The sequence below is a fragment of the Salinicola sp. NYA28a genome (assembly GCF_976982775.1).
Window position 1 is genome coordinate 1,803,038 of the sequence record NZ_OZ334582.1, and the last position, 15,221, is coordinate 1,818,258.

Sequence of the window (15,221 nt, forward strand, 5' to 3'; positions counted from 1 at the left end):
TCCGTTGTCACGGCGAGCCCGCCGCAACACGAAGCAGGACCGTAGCTCAGTTGGTTAGAGCGCCACGTTGACATCGTGGAGGTCAGCGGTTCAAATCCGCTCGGTCCTACCAATACAGATTGGGTTTGTGACGACTACCTACAGGACCATAGCTCAGTTGGTTAGAGCGCCACGTTGACATCGTGGAGGTCAGCGGTTCAAATCCGCTTGGTCCTACCAGATTTCGAAACCCCGAGCTCCGGCTCGGGGTTTTTTGTATCCGTCATTCCATCTTGATTATCCGCCATCCGCCATCCGCCGCTGACGAATCGTCATCGGTCATCGAAACGCCATTCGCTTTCGCCGACCGTGTTGGTTTCCGAACAAGTAGTGTTGGAAACCCGCCTCTTTCCACTACCGTTATTATCGTAAAACGAGTGCTACATGTTGGACATTAGTGGTTAAGACTAAGGTGTTAAATATTTTAAGTTCATTCAAATCAAACAAATAGAATTCTTTTTTTATTAGTGACGCTGATTCCTTTTTTGGTCGTATAGCTTTATGAAACGGCTGTTCTAGGATGCTCGAAAGAGAAAAAGGAACGGCGCCACTCATGTCATTACAACTCGACAACGTGACACTGTCCGTGCGGGGCGAGACCTATATCGATAATGCCTGCCTGACGCTGGAGCCAGGGTCGTTCAATGTGCTGCTGGGGCATACGCTGGCGGGAAAGACGACGTTGATGCGGCTGATGGCCGGCCTGGATATGCCGGATCGGGGAACGGTGCATCTTGGCGGACGGGACATGACCCATGTGCCGGTACGCCAGCGCAATGTCTCGATGGTCTATCAGCAGTTCATCAACTATCCCACGTTGACGGTTTTCGACAACATCGCTTCGCCGCTCAAGCAGGCCAAGGTATCTCATCAGGAGATCGCCCGACGAGTCGAGGAGACCGCCGCGATGCTGGGCATCCAGCACCTGCTGGGACGATACCCGCAGGAGCTCTCCGGCGGCCAGCAGCAACGCACGGCGATGGCTCGCGCACTGGTCAAGGACGCCGACCTGGTACTGTTCGACGAACCACTGGTCAACCTCGACTACAAGCTGCGCGAAGCTCTGCGGGTGGAAATGCGCAAGCTGTTCGAGTCGCGCCATACCATCGCCGTCTACGCCACTACCGAACCCGCGGAAGCGCTGGCGCTGGGCGGCACGACCACGCTGCTGCACCAAGGCCGGATCGTCCAGAGCGGCCCCAGCGACGAGGTCTATCGCCACCCTTGCAACCGGGAGGCGGCGAGCCTGTTCGGCGAGCCGCCCATCAATCTGATGCCGATGACGATACGCGGCGAGGAGTGTCGGATTGCTGGCTTGCATCAGCCGCTGCCGGACGTGTGGCGTTCGCTGCCGGCCGGTGAGTACCAGGTGGGTATCCGACCACACCACTGGTCGCTGCAGCCGCTCGATGAGCCAGCGTTTCGCCTGCCGGTCATCGTCCGTGTGGCGGAGATCAGCGGTTCCGAGACGTTCCTGCATCTATCGCATGACCGGATCGACCTGGTGGCGCACCTGATCGGCATTCACGAGTTCGGCGTCGACCAGGCTCTGGAGATGCAGGTGGCCTGTCGCCAGCTGTTCGTGTTCGAGCCGGACGGGGATCTGGTGTTGTCGCCATCCTCGCCGCGACCAACGCTCGCCAGCGTGTAAGGAGAGTCGGACATGGCGGAAATTCGCTTGGAGCAATTGGCGCACAGCTACCACGGCACCCCTTCGAAGCCGGCCGACTACGCGCTGAGGCAGATGGATCATGTCTGGGAGCAGGGTGGCGCGTATGCCTTGCTGGGCCCTTCGGGTTGCGGCAAGAGCACGTTGCTCAACATCATCTCCGGACTGCTGGTGCCGTCCGAGGGGCGGGTGCTCTACGACGGCAAGTCGGTCAACGACCTTAGCCCGCAGCAGCGCAACATTGCCCAGGTTTTTCAGTTTCCGGTGGTCTACGACACCATGACGGTGTTCGACAACCTGGCGTTTCCGCTACGCAACCAGGGACATTCCCGCGACCGCATCCAGCAGCGCGTGCGCGAGGTGGCCGAGGCACTGGAGATCGAGCCGCTGTTGAGCCGCAAGGCGCACAATCTGACCGCCGACGAGAAGCAGAAAGTGTCGATGGGGCGCGGCCTGGTGCGCGACGACGTGGCAGCAATCCTGTTCGACGAGCCGCTGACGGTGATCGATCCGCAACTGAAGTGGCGGCTGCGGCGCAAGCTCAAGGAGATCCATCAGCGCTTCAACGTGACGATGGTCTACGTCACCCACGATCAACTGGAGGCTTCCACCTTCGCCGACAAGATCGCGGTGATGTACCAGGGCCAGATCGTGCAGTTCGGTACCCCGCGGGAGCTGTTCGAGAATCCGCAGCATACCTTCGTCGGCTACTTCATCGGCAGCCCCGGCATGAACCTGCTCGACATCGTGCTGGGCTCGGCGGGGATCGAGCTCGAGGGGCGAGCGCTGCCGGTGGAGGAATGGATCGTCGCGCAGCTGCGCCGAGGGGGCGAAGGGCGTCTGCAGCTCGGTATCCGGCCGGAGTTCGTGCAGCTCGTCGCTCCCGAGGCGTCGACGCTGCACGGCCAGGTGGATCTGGTCCAGGACCAGGGCACCTTCAAGATCGTCGATGTGCGTCTCGACACGCCGTCGGCGTCCGTGATCAAGGCGCGTCTGGGTGAAGAGCAGCTCGTACCGGAAGGGCGTGTCGGGCTGGCGTTCCCGGCGGCCTGGCAACGTTTCTATCGTGATGACCGGCTGGTGGAGATCGTGCCATGAAACCCTATAACAACAAGGCTTGGTGGCTGGTGCTGCCCGTCTTCGTGCTGGTGGCGTTCAGCGCCATCATTCCGATGATGACGGTGGTCAACTACTCCGTGCAGGACATCTTCGACCCGAGCACGCGCTATTTCGTGGGGACGGAGTGGTATCGGGAGATTTTGGCGGATCCGAGGCTGCACGATTCACTGGTGCGCCAGTTCATCTACTCGTTCTGTGTGCTGGCCATCGAGGTGCCGCTAGGCATCGTCGTCGCGCTGTCCATGCCGCGGCGAGGGCTGGGCGTGTCGGTCAGCCTGATCCTGCTGTCACTGCCGCTGCTGGTGCCGTGGAACGTGGTGGGGACGATCTGGCAGATCATCGGCCGGGAGGATATCGGCCTCTATGGCTGGATCCTCAACAGCCTCGGGCTCGACTACAACTACGCCTCCAACCCGCGGGACGCCTGGACGACGGTGCTGGTGATGGATGTCTGGCACTGGACGTCGCTGGTGGCGCTGCTGTGCTACTCCGGGCTGCGCTCGATTCCGGACGTCTACTACCAGGCCGCGCGAATCGATCGTGCCTCGTCCTGGGCGGTGTTCCGCTACATCCAGCTGCCGAAGCTCAAGAACGTGCTGCTGATCGCGGTGATGCTGCGCTTCATGGATAGCTTCATGATCTACACCGAGCCGTTCGTGCTCACCGGCGGCGGGCCGGGTACGGCGACGACGTTCCTGAGCCAGACTTTGACCCAGATGGCGCTGGGACAGTTCGACCTGGGCCGGGCCGCGGCGTTCTCGCTGATCTATTTTCTGATCATCCTGCTGGTGACCTGGGTGTTCTACACCGCCATGACGCATAACGACAACAAGGGATGACGCCGCCATGAGATTGCGTAAAAGCCTGGTGATGCTGGTCTATCTGCTGTTCGTGCTGGTGCCGATCTACTGGCTCGTCAACATGTCGCTGAAGTCGAACCGGGAAATTCTTGGCGGCCTCACCCTGTGGCCGGCGGCGCCGACGCTGGACAATTACCGGGTCATCTTCACCGAGCCGACCTGGTACACGAGCTATCTCAACTCCCTCAGCTACGTGTCGATGAACATGCTGATCTCGCTGCTGGTGGCGCTGCCGGCCGCCTATGCGTTCTCGCGCTACCGATTCCTGGGCGACAAGCACATGTTCTTCTGGCTGTTGACCAACCGGATGGCGCCACCGGCGGTGTTCCTGCTGCCGTTCTTCCAGCTCTATTCGGCGGTGGGGCTGTTCGATACGCCGATCGCCGTGGCGCTGGCGCACTGCCTGTTCAACGTGCCGCTGGCGGTGTGGATTCTGGAGGGCTTCATGTCGTCGGTGCCGAAGGAGATCGACGAAACGGCTTATATCGACGGCTATACCTTTCCCAAGTTCTTCGTCCGCATCTTCCTGCCGATGATTCGGCCCGGCATCGGTGTCACCGCGTTTTTCTGCTTCATGTTCTCGTGGGTGGAGCTGCTGCTGGCGCGGACGCTGACTTCGGTCGACGCCAAGCCGATCGTGTCGCAGATGACCCGCACGGTATCGGCATCCGGCATCGATTGGGGCGTACTGGCGGCAGCCGGCGTGGTGGCACTGCTGCCCGGCATCGCCGTGATCTACTTCGTGCGCAATCACGTTGCCAAGGGCTTTGCCCTGGGCCGCGTCTGATCGGCTCGCCGGAAAGAGAGGAGATCATCATGGGCTGGATGGCCTGGACACTACCGACGGCACTGTTCTTTTCGGCGATCGCGCTGATGCTGGTGGCGATGACGGTCTGGCAGACCGTATCGCCCGGGCGCGAACGCAAAGGGTTCCTGCCGCTGGTCACATCGCGCGGCGACCGGCTGTTCATCGGCCTGCTGGCATCGGCATACGTGCATCTGCTGGTGCTGGCATTGACCGACTGGCCGCTCTGGCTCGCCACCGGTCTCTGTATGGCGGGAATGGCAATCATCATGAAATGGGGGTAACGCACCGACCGGAATCATTATCTGCATCGGATAGCGCCACGGCAGGAAAAGCGAAGGATAACAAACGGGGGTTAACGCTATGTTCGATATCAAGCACGCCAAATCGTCTCGCCGAACGCCGCTTGGCATCGGCGTCGGGGTCAGTCTCGCGGGGCTGATGGCCATATCGGGAGTTGCGGTTGCCGATCAGTACCAGGACGCCGCCAAACGCTGGCTGGACGACGAGTTCTCGACCTCGACGCTCACGCCCGAACAGCAGATGGCGGAGATGCAGTGGTTCATCGATGCCGCCAAGCCGTATCGCGGCATGCAGATTAATGTGGTTTCGGAAACGCTCACGACCCATAAATACGAATCCGAAGTGCTGGCCCGGGCGTTCAGCGAGATTACTGGTATCCAACTGACCCACGATCTGGTTCAGGAAGGGGACGTGATCGAGAAGCTGCAGACGCAGATGCAGTCCGGCCGCAATATCTACGATGCCTATGTCAACGATTCGGACCTGATCGGCACCCACGCGCGCTACGGCAAGGTGGTGCCAATCTCCGACATGATCGAGGGCGACGGGGCCGAGGTCACGTCGCCGACGCTGGATCTCGACGACTTCATCGGACTCTCGTTCACCACGGGGCCTGACGGCAAGGTCTACCAGCTTCCCGATCAGCAGTTCGCCAATCTCTACTGGTTCCGCGCCGACTGGTTCGATGATCCGGAGATCAAGCAGCAATTCAAGGAGAAGTACGGCTACGAGCTGGGCGTGCCGGTGAACTGGTCGGCTTACGAGGATATCGCCGATTTCTTCACCAACGATGTCCACGATATCGATGGCGTGCGCGTCTACGGCCACATGGACTACGGCAAGAAGGATCCCTCGCTGGGCTGGCGTTTCACCGATGCCTGGTTCTCGATGGCCGGGGCCGGCGACAAAGGCATTCCCAACGGCCTGCCGGTCGACGAATGGGGTATTCGTGTCGAGCAGTGCCACCCGGTCGGTTCGAACGTCACCCGCGGCGGTGCAACCAATGGGCCGGCGGCGGTGTTCGCGACTCAGAAGTATATCGATTGGCTGCATGACTATGCGCCGCCGGAAGCTCAGGGCATGACGTTCTCCGAAGCGGGGCCGGTGCCGGCGCAGGGCAATGTCGCTCAGCAGATCTTCTGGTACACCGGCTTCACCGCCGACATGACGCAAGAGGGCTTGCCGGTGGTCAACGAGGACGGCACGCCCAAATGGCGTATGGCACCGTCACCGGTGGGCCCATACTGGGAAGACGGCATGAAGAAGGGGTATCAGGACGTGGGGTCCTGGACCTTCATGGAGTCTACGCCCGAGAAGAACCGTCTCGCCGCCTGGCTCTACGCGCAGTTCGTGACGTCGAAGACGGTCTCTCTCCAGAAGACGCTGGTGGGGCTGACGCCGATTCGCGAGTCCGACATCCAGTCCGACGCGATGACCGAAGCCGCGCCCAAGCTGGGCGGCCTGGTCGAGTTCTATCGCAGCCCGGCGCGGCTGCAGTGGTCACCGACCGGAACCAACGTGCCGGACTATCCCAAGCTGGCGCAGCTGTGGTGGCAGTTCATCTCCCGCGCTGTCAGTGGCGAGACCAGTGCCCAGGAAGCGCTGGACGGTCTGGCGGATGCGCAGGATCGGATCATGGAGCGCCTGGAGCGCGCCAACGTCCAGCCGCAGTGTGGGCCGAAACTCAACGAGCCGCGCGATGCGCAGTACTGGCTGGACCAGCCCGGCGCGCCCAAGCCCAAGCTCGACAACGAAAAGCCGCAGGGCAAGACCGTTCCGTATGACGAGATGGTGAAGTCCTGGCAGGAGAGCTGAGTGAATTCTCGGGCTGCAGCCACAACTCGAGGTTTTCGCGTCGCCTGGGCGGCGACCTTCCCGCCGGTAGTCCGGCGGGATTTTTTTGCCCCGTTTTCGCCGGCAGCGGCGCTATTGTGCGCCTGGCCTCACGACTTTTGACCGGGCGGTAGCTACCATGGAGGGACAGCAGGAGTAGAACATGTCACTGAATTCGTTGTTCGAGCATATTCATCAGTTACCCAGCGTGCCCGCCGTGGTCACCGAACTGATCGCCAGTCTGGATAACGACAAGATCAGTATCCACCGCGTCTCGACCACGATTCATAAAGACCCCAACCTGAGTCTGAAATTGTTGCGCTCCGCCAATTCCGTGCGCTATGGCGTGGGTCGAAATGTAGCGACGATCGACGACGCCTTGTTGCTGCTGGGCTTCGACCGCGTGCGTACGCTGGTCATTGCCTCGGGCATGGTCGCTATGCTCAAGGAAGTGCCCGGTCTCGATCGCAAGGCGTTCTGGCGCGAGTCATTCATGGTCGCCAATCTCAGTCGCACGATCGTGCGACATAGCCGCTTGCAAGGGCTGGCGCCGGAGACCGCTTTCACCTGTGGCATTCTGCATCACGTGGGCTCCGCGTTGATGCATATCGGTCACCCCGAAACCATGCAGCGGATCGACGCGCTGGTCGCAGAGGGCGCGCCGCGGGCCGAGCTGGAAGCCAACCAGTTCGGTTATACCTTCAGCGAGGTGGGCGCCGAGCTGGGGCGTCGCTGGCGCTTCCCCGAGCCCATCTGCAATGCGCTGACCTACCAGGGTAAACCGCTGGAATCCGTGCCGTTTTCGGCGTACGCCGCTGCCGTTCACCTGGCCATTGGTCTCTACCACGGTATCGCCAATGGGCGGCGCGAAGAACACGCCCTGGGTGAGATGCCGCGGGACGTTCGTCGGCCGCTCGCACTGGATCTGCTCTCGCTTTACGAGGAGATCCTGCAGAGCATGCGCACGGATGACGAACTGGATATTTTTCTGGAGTAAGCCCGAATTGCCGGATTTGACCGCCGTGGGACGGGGAGCTCAGACGACCGAGGTGTTGGTGTTCAGGTCGCTGGCCTTGGTGAACACGCTGCACAGGCGTTCGATGCCCGCCTGATCCTCGGCGTTGAAACGTGCAGGAACGGGGCTGTCGATATCCAGCACGCCCCACACTTTGTCGCCGACGACGATCGGTATCACCAACTCGGAACGCGAGGCCGCATCGCAAGCGATATGGTCCGGTACCGCGTGGACGTCGTCGACTCGTTGCGTCTGACGTGAACGGGCCGCGGCGCCGCAGACGCCCTTGGTAAACGGGATCGGGTTGCAGGCCGGCAAGCCCTGGAAAGGACCCAGAACCAGCGTCTCGGGGTGGCGCTGAAGATAGAAGCCGACCCAGTTCAACTCGCCTAGCGTCTGCATCAGGAAGGCGCTGGTCTGGGCGGCATTGGTCAGCCAGTCGCGAGTATCGAGCAGGGCTTGCAGCTGGCGCTCGAGGGAATCGTAGTCGGTCATCACGGGTTTCCTTGTCACGGGGAGAGGGTATCGAAACCAGAAACCAGCGCCCTGGGACGCTGGTTTCTGATTCGCTGCGGTGGCTAGCGAGAACCGGCCAGCGGATTCGCCGACCGGTGTCTGGCGACCCGGCTTACTTCCAGCCGGGAACGGCGCCACCCTCGAACAGCGCTTCGGCCTTGTCGGCGACGGCGTCCGACTGGTACGCCTTGACCAGTTCCTGAATCGCCTCGCGATCCTGATCGCCGCCACGCACCACGATCAGGTTGACGTAAGGCGAGTCCGGGCCTTCCTTGATCAGCGCATCATCCAGCGTCAGGCCGGCGGGCTGCGTGAAGGTGCTGTTGATGAACGCCATGTCGACGTCCTGCAGCACGCGCGGCATCTGGGCGGCCTCGATCTCCTTGAACGAATAATCGTGCGGATTCTCGGTGATGTTGATCGGCGTCGCTTCCAGGTTTTTCGGATCGTCGAGCGTGATCAGCCCGAGGTTGTCCATCAGGATCAGCGCGCGGCCTTCGTTGGTCGGATCGTTGGGTACGGCGATGGTCGCGCCGTCGGGCAGATCGTCGATGCTGTCGTACTTGGCGGAATAGGCGCCGATCGGATAGACGAACGTCTTGCCGGCAATGGCGAAATCATAGCCGCGGTCGTTGACCATCGAGCGCATGTACGGCTCGTGCTGGTACGCATTGGCGTCCAGGCTGCCATCGGCGAGCGCGGCATTGGGCGTCACGTAATCGGTGAACTCGATGATCTCGACGTCGAGGCCGTACTTCTCCTTGGCGACCTGTTTTGCCACTTGCATGACATCGGTCTCGGGACCGGCCATGGTGCCGACCTTGATGGTATCGTCGGCGGCATGCGCGGCACCGGCGACCAGGCCCAGGCTCAATGCGGCGGCGCTTAGCGTACGTGTGAGTGAAATCGGCATTGGCGAGACTCTCCCTGAACTATGTTGCTCATATCAATGTAGGGACGATGAATGGTGGAGCGATCCAAGATCGGCGTTCGCATTCATCGTCATCCGTTGTCCGCTGTAATATAACGGAATAACAGAAGACGCGGTAATTCATTCTGGTTATTAGTCTAGTGGAGGGCCGCAATCACTTGTGATCGCTCTTGCGCACCAGATAATCCCCCAGACTCTGGAATAGCTGCACCATGACCACAAGCACGACCACGGTGATCAGCATCACGGTCGGGTTGAAGCGGTTGTAGCCGTAGCGGATGCCCAGGTCGCCGAGCCCGCCACCGCCCACGGCGCCCGCCATGGCGGAGTAGCTGACCAGGGCGACGATGGTGATCGTCAGGCCGTTGATGATGCCGCCACGCGCTTCCGGCAGCAGGACCTTCATGATGATCTGCATCGGCGTCGCGCCCATCGACTGGGCGGCTTCGACCAGGCCGGGAGAGACTTCGTTCAGCGCCCCCTCGACCAGCCGGGCGACGAACGGAATCGCGGCGATCGTCAGCGGCACGGCGGCGGCATTGGTGCCGATGGAGCTGCCGACGATCATGCGGGTGAACGGAATGATCGCCACCAGCAGGATAATGAACGGTACCGAACGCCCGACGTTGGTGACGATGCCGAGTATCGTGTTGACGACCGGCTGGGCGAGGATCTGGCGCGGCCGCGTCACATACAGCAATACGCCGAGGGGCACGCCCACCAGCGCCGACAGAATGCCGGCAACGGCGACCATGTAGAGCGTTTCCAGCGTGGACTGCCAGACGAGATCAATCAGTGCGCTGGACATGACCCATTACCTCCACTTGCAGATCAAAGGATTCGAGCGTCGTCAGTGCCTGCCGTGTCTGCGAAGCACTGCCCATCAGTTCGGCGATCATCAGGCCGAGCGTACGCCCCTGGATGGATTCGACCTTGGCCTGAAGAATGCTGACATCGATGCCATGTTCCCGGGCCAGGCGCGAGATCAGCGGAGTGGACACGCTGTCGCCGGAGAAGGTCAGCCGCACCACGGGATGGGTGGTTTCGCCGGGCTCGGGTTCGAGCCGCTCGATCAGCGCCTGGGGCGCTTCCAGCTTGAGAAAGTCGTTCAGGAACTCCCGTCCCAGCTGCGTACCCGGCGCAGTGAAGAAGTCGCCGACATCGGCGTCTTCGACCAGGCGACCGTCGGAAATCAGCCCCACGCGATGACAAATGGTTTTCACCACTTCCATTTCGTGGGTGATCAGCAGGATGGTCAGCCCCAGTTGCTGGTTGATTTCCTGCAGCAGCGTCAGGATCGAGGCTGTCGTCTGCGGGTCGAGTGCCGATGTGGCTTCGTCGCACAGCAGCACCTTGGGACGGCTGGCGAGTGCGCGAGCGATGGCCACGCGCTGTTTCTGACCGCCGGACAGCTGCGCCGGATACTGTTTCGTCTTGTCCGCCAGCCCGGTCATCTCCAGCAGCGGAAGGACGCGCTCGCGAATGGTCTGGCGCGACTGCCCCATCAGCTCGAGCGGCAGGGCGACATTGTCGTAGACGGTGCGATTGGTCAGCAGATTGAAGTGCTGGAAGATCATGCCGCATTGATGGCGCGCCTGGCGCAGGGCGGCGGCATCCATCGCGGTCAGATCCTCTCCATCGATGAGAACCCGGCCGGCGCTCGGGCGCTCGAGCAGGTTGACGCAGCGGATGAGCGTCGACTTGCCGGCGCCGGAGAGGCCGATGACGCCGTGAATCGTGCCTTTGGGCACCTGCAGGTCGATATTCTTCAGCGCCTGCACGGCACCGGGCCCGCTGCCGTAGGTTTTGGAGACGTTGTCCAGTGTGATCATTAGGCGTGTCGAAAGCGTCTGTCTGGGAGTCGGGGGAGCGGGTAGGGTGTCCCGCGCCAACCAATAGGGTACCGGCGCCAGCCCCGCTTCGATGAGGGCGCTAGTATACGGATCTCGCCGGACCAGAGCGACCGCTGGCGTCGGCTTCCGTCGCGAGATACCGTAAGCGACGGCGGCCGGTTTGCCGCCACACGGTTTCCGCTCTCAATGACAACTCTCTGCCTCAAGACTCAAGACTCTGTTTCAAGACACTTTTAAAAGACAACAAGGAGAAAGTCGATGCTGCCGTCACTCGATGATCAGGCCCTGGACCAGCTCTTTCTGGAAGCGCATACCCATAATGCCTGGCAACCGCGGGAAATTAGCGAGGAGACCCTGCGCAAACTCTACGAGCTGGTCAAGATGGGACCGACCTCGGCCAACTGCTGCCCGGCGCGCTTCGTTTTCGTTCGCTCAACGGCGGGCAAGGACAAGTTGCTGCCGTGCGTCTCTTCCGGTAACGCCGAAAAGACGGCGACGGCCCCTTGCACGGTGATCGTGGCCTACGACAAGCGCTTCTACGATCAGTTGCCGACACTGTTCCCGGTTGCTGACGCCAAAAGCTGGTTCACCGGGAGCGAAGCCTTCGCCGAACAGACGGCGCTACGCAACAGTTCGATGCAGGCCGGCTATCTGATCCTGGCGGCGCGAGCCATGGGGCTGGATACCGGGCCGATGTCCGGCTTCGATCCCGAGGCACTGGACGAAGCCTTTTTCGCCGGTACCGACTGGACGGCCAACTTGCTGATCAACCTGGGTTACGGTGACGTATCCGGCGTCAAGCCGCGCCTGCCGCGCCTGGCATTCGAAGAGGCTTGCGAGCTCGCGTGAGCCTTTGAGCGGGCATTCGATCCCGCCCTGAGAACGCGCTCGGCCATTGAGTCGAGCGGGTTCTATCGACGCCAAGGTGGTGTCGCTGAGCTGACAGTCGTTTCAAGCCTCGTTCGATCGCGGCAGCAAGCCGCCTAACACGATACGTTGGATATTGTTGATGGTGGTCTCGAAGAACTCGGGATCGGCCAGCGTCTTTCCGGAGATTGCTTCGATCTGTACGGCGAAATCGGCGTAGTGCTGCGTGGTGCCCCAGAGCAGATAGATCAGGTGGTGAGGATCGACCGGTAGCAGACTGCCGCTAGCGATCCAGCCCTCGATGACCTTGGATTTTTCTTCCACCAGCGCGCGCAGGTCGCGTTGCAGTTCTTCCTTCAGCAGCGGCGCGCCCTGGATCATCTCCAGGCAGAAGAGTCGCGACGCCTGCGCATGATCCCTCGACAGCTCCACCTTGATACGAATGTAGTGACTGATGGCTGCTTCCGGGGACTGTTCAGCGTCGATGGCGCGTATCGGCTCCAGCCAGGTATACAGAATCTGCTGCAAGACCGAGATGTAGAGTTTTTTCTTGGATGGAAAGTAATAGAGCAGGTTGGTCTTGGAAACGCCTGCCTGATCGGCAATGGCGTCCAGGCTGGCCCCGCGCAAACCGAACTGGGAAAACAGCGAGAGCGCTGCATCACGAATGCGTTGCTTGCGAGCTTCACTGGTAGCGGCGCGGTCCGGGGTGGTGGGCGTGATTGGCGTCATGGGCTTCCTGGTTGGCAAAGACCTGAATGGCGCATCGAGTTCCTATCCAGAGGCGTCGAGCCATGTCCATTACAGGTCGGCAACATTCGGCGGCACTTTATCATGTCCTTTCGGGGTTGACGCTATCGACCGGGATCCCTCGACTCGGTCAATGGTGAGTCTCGCTGTGCACCGAAATCGCTCGCATTGCCCATTTCTTGCGTCATTATCGCACGGCTTGTCTTTTCGGTTGGACCAAATGGTCTAGCCGACTGTTTGCGTCGCGTTCCAAGTCATTGAAAACGGATACGGTGCGATGCATTGGCACGTCTGTTGTAAGGAATTCGTCAGGTGTCGCGGCCGATACAGGCCGGCGGCAGATACCGATAACGAGAGCCGAACGACGAGGTGACTCATGCAACTAGGTGTCTTTATCCCTATCGGCAACAACGGCTGGCTGATCTCCGAGAATTCGCCGCAGTACATGCCGAGCTTCGAACTCAACAAGGCGGTGACTCAGAAGGCCGAGAGCTACGGCTTCGAGTTCGTGTTGTCGATGATCAAGCTGCGCGGGTTTGGCGGCAAGACCGAGTTCTGGGAGCACGCGCTGGAGTCCTTCACCCTGATGGCGGGGCTGGCGGCCGTGACCTCGAAGATCAATCTCTACGCCACTGCGGCAACGTTGGTGATGCCGCCGGCGATTACCGCGCGTATGGCGGCGACCATCGATTCGATCGCCCCGGGGCGTTTCGGTATCAATCTGGTGACCGGCTGGCAGAAACCGGAATACAGTCAGATGGGCCTGTGGCCCGGGGACGAGTACTTTGCCAAGCGCTACGCCTATCTCGACGAGTACACCACGGTGCTGCGGGAACTGCTGGAGACGGGGCGCAGCGATCTTAAGGGCGACTTTTTCCAGATGGATGACTGTCGCCTGAGCCCGCGCCCCGAACAGGGCGTCAAGATCGTCTGCGCCGGCCAGTCGAGTGCCGGCATGGCCTTCACCGCCAAGCACGCCGACTACAGCTTCTGCTTCGGCAAGGGTCTGAATACGCCAACGGCATTCGCCGATACTGCCGGGCGTCTCAACGCGGCGGGGAGAGAATCCGGGCGCGATATCGCTTGCTACGTGCTGTTCATGGTGATCGCCGACGAGACCGACGAAGCGGCCATGGCGCGCTGGGAGCACTACAAGGCCGGGGCCGACCAGGAGGCACTCGACTGGATGGCCGACCAGGGCAGCCAGGACAAGAGTTCGGGCAAGGATACCAACGTGCGCCAAATGACTGACCCCACATCGGCGGTCAACTTCAACATGGGGACCTTGGTCGGCTCCTATGCCAACGTCGCGCGAATGCTCGACGAGATCGATACCGTCGAGGGCATCGGCGGCGTGATGCTGACGTTCGATGACTTTCTGGCAGGACTGGATACCTTCGGTGAGCGCGTGCAGCCGCTGATGAAGACCAGGGTCGATGTTGTCAATGCACCGACCGAGACGGCAGAGGTGGCGGAATGAGCGGGCTCAAGCAGACTCCAGTGGTCCGTCGTGGCGATGTCTTCGCCAACGACGAGATCGTGCTCGCCGGTCGCCCGGAAGCGATCGCGATGCCATGCTCCGAGACGGCATTGATCGTTGTCGACATGCAGAACGCCTATGCCACTCGGGGTGGCTACCTCGATCTGGCCGGTTTCGATGTCACCACTACCGGGCCGGTCATCGAGCGAATTGCCAAGGCGATAAAGCTGGCGCGCGCGGCGGGTATCCAAGTGATCTTCTTCCAGAATGGCTGGGATGCCGAGTACGTCGAGGCCGGCGGCCCGGGATCTCCCAACTGGCATAAGTCCAATGCGCTGAAAACCATGCGTCAGCAACCCGAGCTGCATGGACAGCTGCTGGCCAAGGGTACCTGGGATTACGCGCTGGTCGACGAACTGAAGCCTCAGTCTGGAGACGTCGTGCTGCCGAAGCCGCGCTATAGCGGATTCTTCAACACCGCACTGGACAGCATCCTGCGTTCGCGGGGTATCCACCACCTGCTGTTTACCGGCATCGCCACCAACGTGTGCGTCGAGTCGACGCTGCGTGATGGCTTCTTCCTCGAGTATTTCGGCACCGTGCTGGAGGACGCGACCTATCAAGCCGGTCCGCTGTCGGCGCAGAGCAGCGCCATCTTCAATATCGAAACCTTTTTCGGCTGGGTGTCGAGCGTCGATGCCTTCGAGGACGCCTGCGCGGCTCGAACCGACGTCCGGCAGCCACACGCTTCATCCATGACTTCATCAGCAGCAGGAGAGTGATCATGCCCAAGACAAGTGTGATTCCCACCGGTTCCGGTGCGCCTCTGGCCCCATTCGTCCCGGGTAGTCAGGCCGATAATATCCTTTACGTTTCCGGCACTCTGCCGTTCGACAAGGAGAACAACGTGGTTTACGTCGGTGACGCTGCCGCCCAGACCCGCCACGTGCTGGAACTCATTCAGAGCGTGGTCGAGACCGCCGGAGGCAGCATGAGTGACGTCACCTTCAACTCGATCTTTCTGCGTAATTGGGAAGACTATGCGGCGATCAACGCGGTCTACGCAGAGTTCTTTCCCGGCGAGAAGCCGGCGCGTTACTGCATTCAGTGCGGGCTGGTGAAGCCGGATGCGCTGATCGAGATCGCCTCGATCGCGCATTTGCCTCACTGAGTCGTTGACT

The 15,221-nt window shown here is 61.1% G+C and carries 16 protein-coding genes and 2 tRNA genes; 13 read left to right on the forward strand and 5 right to left on the reverse strand.

Annotated elements, in window-relative coordinates; all coding sequences use genetic code 11:
* Positions 1–35 precede the first annotated feature (35 nt).
* The 9 genes from ACWHY3_RS08085 to ACWHY3_RS08125 all read left to right on the forward strand — a co-directional run bounded on the left by ACWHY3_RS08085 (position 36) and on the right by ACWHY3_RS08125 (position 7,625).
* A tRNA-Val gene (locus ACWHY3_RS08085) sits at positions 36–112 on the forward strand.
* A gap of 30 nt (positions 113–142) precedes the next feature.
* A tRNA-Val gene (locus ACWHY3_RS08090) sits at positions 143–219 on the forward strand.
* Positions 220–592: 373 nt separating this feature from the next.
* Positions 593–1,690 carry an ABC transporter ATP-binding protein gene (locus tag ACWHY3_RS08095; protein WP_303854171.1) on the forward strand — a complete coding sequence of 366 codons (1,098 nt, stop codon included), beginning with the start codon at positions 593–595 and terminating at the stop codon, positions 1,688–1,690.
* A gap of 12 nt (positions 1,691–1,702) precedes the next feature.
* A complete protein-coding gene (locus tag ACWHY3_RS08100) occupies positions 1,703–2,806 on the forward strand; it encodes an ABC transporter ATP-binding protein (protein WP_448127982.1) in 1,104 nt (367 codons plus the stop codon).
* The gene (locus ACWHY3_RS08105; RefSeq protein ID WP_448127983.1) at positions 2,803–3,666 is read left to right on the forward strand and encodes a carbohydrate ABC transporter permease; all 864 of its coding nucleotides are present in this window, start codon (positions 2,803–2,805) and stop codon (positions 3,664–3,666) included. The genes ACWHY3_RS08100 and ACWHY3_RS08105 overlap by 4 nt, the downstream gene beginning before the upstream one ends.
* Before the next feature lie 7 nt (positions 3,667–3,673).
* Positions 3,674–4,474 (forward strand): carbohydrate ABC transporter permease, encoded by an 801-nt coding sequence (locus ACWHY3_RS08110; RefSeq protein WP_448127984.1) that lies wholly within the window; start codon positions 3,674–3,676, stop codon positions 4,472–4,474.
* A gap of 29 nt (positions 4,475–4,503) precedes the next feature.
* The gene (locus ACWHY3_RS08115; protein ID WP_071230133.1) at positions 4,504–4,776 is read left to right on the forward strand and encodes a DUF2160 domain-containing protein; all 273 of its coding nucleotides are present in this window, start codon (positions 4,504–4,506) and stop codon (positions 4,774–4,776) included.
* A gap of 157 nt (positions 4,777–4,933) precedes the next feature.
* Complete coding sequence (locus ACWHY3_RS08120) at positions 4,934–6,610, forward strand: ABC transporter substrate-binding protein (RefSeq protein ID WP_448128149.1); 1,677 nt, start codon at positions 4,934–4,936, stop codon at positions 6,608–6,610.
* Positions 6,611–6,791: 181 nt separating this feature from the next.
* Positions 6,792–7,625 carry an HDOD domain-containing protein gene (locus tag ACWHY3_RS08125; RefSeq protein WP_087718790.1) on the forward strand — a complete coding sequence of 278 codons (834 nt, stop codon included), beginning with the start codon at positions 6,792–6,794 and terminating at the stop codon, positions 7,623–7,625.
* 39 nt (positions 7,626–7,664) lie between these two features.
* Here the strand turns inward: ACWHY3_RS08125 and ACWHY3_RS08130 are convergent, their stop codons facing one another.
* The 4 genes from ACWHY3_RS08130 to ACWHY3_RS08145 form a co-directional block, all read right to left on the reverse strand.
* Positions 7,665–8,138, reverse strand: coding sequence for a GAF domain-containing protein (locus tag ACWHY3_RS08130; RefSeq protein ID WP_087718791.1), 474 nt, complete (start codon positions 8,136–8,138; stop codon positions 7,665–7,667).
* A gap of 133 nt (positions 8,139–8,271) precedes the next feature.
* Positions 8,272–9,072, reverse strand: coding sequence for a MetQ/NlpA family ABC transporter substrate-binding protein (locus ACWHY3_RS08135; protein ID WP_087718792.1), 801 nt, complete (start codon positions 9,070–9,072; stop codon positions 8,272–8,274).
* A 172-nt stretch (positions 9,073–9,244) separates the two neighbouring features.
* Positions 9,245–9,898 (reverse strand): methionine ABC transporter permease, encoded by a 654-nt coding sequence (locus ACWHY3_RS08140; protein WP_087718793.1) that lies wholly within the window; start codon positions 9,896–9,898, stop codon positions 9,245–9,247.
* The gene (locus tag ACWHY3_RS08145; RefSeq protein ID WP_448127985.1) at positions 9,879–10,922 is read right to left on the reverse strand and encodes a methionine ABC transporter ATP-binding protein; all 1,044 of its coding nucleotides are present in this window, start codon (positions 10,920–10,922) and stop codon (positions 9,879–9,881) included. Before ACWHY3_RS08145 ends, ACWHY3_RS08140 begins: the two co-directional genes overlap by 20 nt.
* Before the next feature lie 279 nt (positions 10,923–11,201).
* Between ACWHY3_RS08145 and ACWHY3_RS08150 the strand changes: the two genes are divergently transcribed.
* Positions 11,202–11,792 carry a malonic semialdehyde reductase gene (locus ACWHY3_RS08150; RefSeq protein ID WP_087718795.1) on the forward strand — a complete coding sequence of 197 codons (591 nt, stop codon included), beginning with the start codon at positions 11,202–11,204 and terminating at the stop codon, positions 11,790–11,792.
* Between the two features lie 102 nt (positions 11,793–11,894).
* Here ACWHY3_RS08150 and rutR read toward each other — a convergent pair whose 3' ends face one another.
* The gene (gene rutR, locus ACWHY3_RS08155) at positions 11,895–12,542 is read right to left on the reverse strand and encodes an HTH-type transcriptional regulator RutR (protein WP_332780233.1); all 648 of its coding nucleotides are present in this window, start codon (positions 12,540–12,542) and stop codon (positions 11,895–11,897) included.
* 394 nt (positions 12,543–12,936) lie between these two features.
* On the opposite strand from rutR, the gene rutA reads away from it, so the two are divergent.
* The 3 genes from rutA to rutC are packed head-to-tail and all read left to right on the forward strand — an operon-like array spanning position 12,937 to position 15,211.
* Positions 12,937–14,040, forward strand: a complete 1,104-nt coding sequence (rutA, locus tag ACWHY3_RS08160) for a pyrimidine utilization protein A (RefSeq protein ID WP_303854181.1) — start codon at positions 12,937–12,939, stop codon at positions 14,038–14,040.
* Positions 14,037–14,822: a pyrimidine utilization protein B gene (gene rutB / locus ACWHY3_RS08165; RefSeq protein WP_303854183.1), complete on the forward strand. Its 786-nt coding sequence runs from the start codon at positions 14,037–14,039 to the stop codon at positions 14,820–14,822. Before rutA ends, rutB begins: the two co-directional genes overlap by 4 nt.
* A 2-nt stretch (positions 14,823–14,824) precedes the next feature.
* Positions 14,825–15,211 carry a pyrimidine utilization protein C gene (gene rutC / locus ACWHY3_RS08170; RefSeq protein ID WP_448127986.1) on the forward strand — a complete coding sequence of 129 codons (387 nt, stop codon included), beginning with the start codon at positions 14,825–14,827 and terminating at the stop codon, positions 15,209–15,211.
* Positions 15,212–15,221 lie beyond the last annotated feature (10 nt).

Excerpts from the sequence above, each read along its gene's own strand:
- rutR (WP_332780233.1), bottom strand. The coding sequence starts at position 12,542 with ATGACGCCAATCACGCCCACCACCCCGGACCGCGCCGCTACCAGTGAA.
- rutC (WP_448127986.1), top strand. The coding sequence starts at position 14,825 with ATGCCCAAGACAAGTGTGATTCCCACCGGTTCCGGTGCGCCTCTGGCC.
- ACWHY3_RS08120 (WP_448128149.1), top strand. The coding sequence starts at position 4,934 with ATGGCCATATCGGGAGTTGCGGTTGCCGATCAGTACCAGGACGCCGCC.
- ACWHY3_RS08140 (WP_087718793.1), bottom strand. The coding sequence starts at position 9,898 with ATGTCCAGCGCACTGATTGATCTCGTCTGGCAGTCCACGCTGGAAACG.
- ACWHY3_RS08145 (WP_448127985.1), bottom strand. The coding sequence starts at position 10,922 with ATGATCACACTGGACAACGTCTCCAAAACCTACGGCAGCGGGCCCGGT.
- ACWHY3_RS08110 (WP_448127984.1), top strand. The coding sequence starts at position 3,674 with ATGAGATTGCGTAAAAGCCTGGTGATGCTGGTCTATCTGCTGTTCGTG.
- ACWHY3_RS08100 (WP_448127982.1), top strand. The coding sequence starts at position 1,703 with ATGGCGGAAATTCGCTTGGAGCAATTGGCGCACAGCTACCACGGCACC.
- ACWHY3_RS08105 (WP_448127983.1), top strand. The coding sequence starts at position 2,803 with ATGAAACCCTATAACAACAAGGCTTGGTGGCTGGTGCTGCCCGTCTTC.
- rutB (WP_303854183.1), top strand. The coding sequence starts at position 14,037 with ATGAGCGGGCTCAAGCAGACTCCAGTGGTCCGTCGTGGCGATGTCTTC.
- ACWHY3_RS08130 (WP_087718791.1), bottom strand. The coding sequence starts at position 8,138 with ATGACCGACTACGATTCCCTCGAGCGCCAGCTGCAAGCCCTGCTCGAT.
- ACWHY3_RS08115 (WP_071230133.1), top strand. The coding sequence starts at position 4,504 with ATGGGCTGGATGGCCTGGACACTACCGACGGCACTGTTCTTTTCGGCG.
- ACWHY3_RS08135 (WP_087718792.1), bottom strand. The coding sequence starts at position 9,072 with ATGCCGATTTCACTCACACGTACGCTAAGCGCCGCCGCATTGAGCCTG.
- rutA (WP_303854181.1), top strand. The coding sequence starts at position 12,937 with ATGCAACTAGGTGTCTTTATCCCTATCGGCAACAACGGCTGGCTGATC.
- ACWHY3_RS08095 (WP_303854171.1), top strand. The coding sequence starts at position 593 with ATGTCATTACAACTCGACAACGTGACACTGTCCGTGCGGGGCGAGACC.
- ACWHY3_RS08150 (WP_087718795.1), top strand. The coding sequence starts at position 11,202 with ATGCTGCCGTCACTCGATGATCAGGCCCTGGACCAGCTCTTTCTGGAA.
- ACWHY3_RS08125 (WP_087718790.1), top strand. The coding sequence starts at position 6,792 with ATGTCACTGAATTCGTTGTTCGAGCATATTCATCAGTTACCCAGCGTG.